Origin of the sequence: Actinosynnema sp. NPDC023658 (assembly GCF_040639995.1) — a bacterium.
Taxonomy (GTDB): domain Bacteria; phylum Actinomycetota; class Actinomycetes; order Mycobacteriales; family Pseudonocardiaceae; genus Actinosynnema.
This window is the reverse complement of the sequence record NZ_JBFAAX010001119.1, coordinates 1-1,703: the sequence shown is the minus strand read 5'-3', so window position 1 is coordinate 1,703 and position 1,703 is coordinate 1. Positions and strand designations below refer to the sequence as shown.

1 protein-coding gene and 1 pseudogene are annotated in these 1,703 nt (G+C 72.7%); both read left to right on the top strand.

Translation table 11 applies throughout. The features are described 5' to 3' along the window. Nucleotides 1-243: 243 nt before the first annotated feature. A pseudogene (locus AB0G02_RS38725) lies at nucleotides 244-567 on the top strand (response regulator); the annotation flags it as partial. Nucleotides 568-592: 25 nt separating this feature from the next. Continuing rightward, nucleotides 593-1,546, top strand: coding sequence for a HAMP domain-containing sensor histidine kinase (locus tag AB0G02_RS38720; RefSeq protein ID WP_360805044.1), 954 nt, complete (start codon nucleotides 593-595; stop codon nucleotides 1,544-1,546). The last annotated feature ends 157 nt before the right edge of the window (nucleotides 1,547-1,703 follow it).

Genomic DNA, 1,703 nt, shown 5'->3' with positions numbered 1-1,703 from the left:
CGGCCGCCGCGGGACCGCTCATCCCGACGCAGGACCCGGAGGCGCCCGGCTGCCTGCGCTCGACCCGCAACTGGCCGTCCGTGCTGGCGGCGCACGGGTTGTTCCGGCCGGAAGCGGAACGGGCGGTCGAGCCGGTGGTGCGGCGAGACCGGTAGCGCCCGGGAGGGGAGCGGAAGCGTTCCAGGGGAGTGCCCGAGAGGGGAGTGGGACGCGGGGGCGGCGGGCCGCGTTACGGTGCGCGCCATGGTCTCGGTGCTGCTCGTCGAGGACGATCCGGTGGTGCGGTCGGCGGTGAGCCGGGCGCTGACCGGGCTCGGACATGCCGTGTTGCCGGTCGGTACCGCGTTGGAGGCGCTGCGGGAGATCACCGGCGGCGGGTTCGACCTCGTCGTGCTCGACCTCGGCCTGCCCGACATGGACGGCGCGGACGCGTTGCGCATGATGCGCGGCGTGTGCGACGTGCCGGTCATCGTCGCCACCGCCCGGGACGACGAGAACGAGATCGTCCGCCTCCTCAACGCGGGCGCGGACGACTACCTGGTCAAGCCGTTCTCCAGCGAACACCTCCACCGAGCCGATCCCGTCCGGTGTCGTGCACCTGCAACCCGTGCTGCTGGACGGGGGCCGGGTGGCCGTGGTGGAGGCGTTCGTGCCGCGGGCCGAGCTGTCCCGCGGCGTCGACCAGGCCTGGCTCGCCCTCAGCGGCGTCGCGGTCGTGCTGGTGCTGGGTTCCGTGCTGGTGGCCGACCGGCTCGGCGCGCGGGTCGTGAAAGCGGCGGCGGGCCTCGCGGACGGCGCGCGGAAAATGGGCCAGGGGGATCTCACCACGCGGGTGACGCCGAGCGGACCACCGGAATTGCTCGACGCGGGCGGCGCGTTCAACCGGATGGCCGATCGGATCGGCCAACTCGTCGCCAACGAACGCGAAATCCTGGCCGACCTGTCGCACCGGCTGCGCACCCCGCTCACCGCGTTGCGGCTGGATTCGGAAACCCTCGGCCAGGACCCCAACGCCAACCGCGTCCGGCAGGCCGTGCACGCGCTCGAACGCGAGGTCAACGAGCTCATCCGGGCGGCCAGGCGCGAGCTGGACGACCCCGACGGCGGCCGGTGCGACGCCGCCCAGGTCGTGCACGACCGCCTGGTGTTCTGGTCCGCCCTCGCGGACGACCAGCAGCGGCTGTGGAACCTGCGCGGCACCGAGCGCCGCGCCCTCGTCCCGCTCACCCGCAGCGACCTCGCTGCGGCCATGGACGCCGTGCTGGGCAACGTCTTCCGGCACACGCCCGAGGGCGTCGGGTTCGTGGTGGCCCTGTTCCACCAGGTCGACCGGGTGGTGATCGTGATCGAGGACGCCGGGCCGGGCATCGACGACCTGGAGGCGGCGCTGCGGCGGGGGAGCAGCGGCGCGGGCTCGACCGGCCTCGGCCTCGACATCGCCCGGCGTGCGGCCGAGTCCACCGGCGGCGCGCTGGTGGTCGACCGGGGGCCGCTGGGCGGCACGCGGGTCCAGCTCCGGCTCGGCCTGGCGGAGGAGCCAGTCTGACCGCCGGTCCCTTTTCGGTACCTGATGCGAACTTTAAATGTTCCTTAAATAAATTCTTGTTGACACTTCCGCATTCCCGGATAAAGTCATTCACGGAATTGGGGACGGCCGCAGCGCTCTCCTCCCTGCCCGGTCCGCCCGGTTCCCCGTTCGGTGC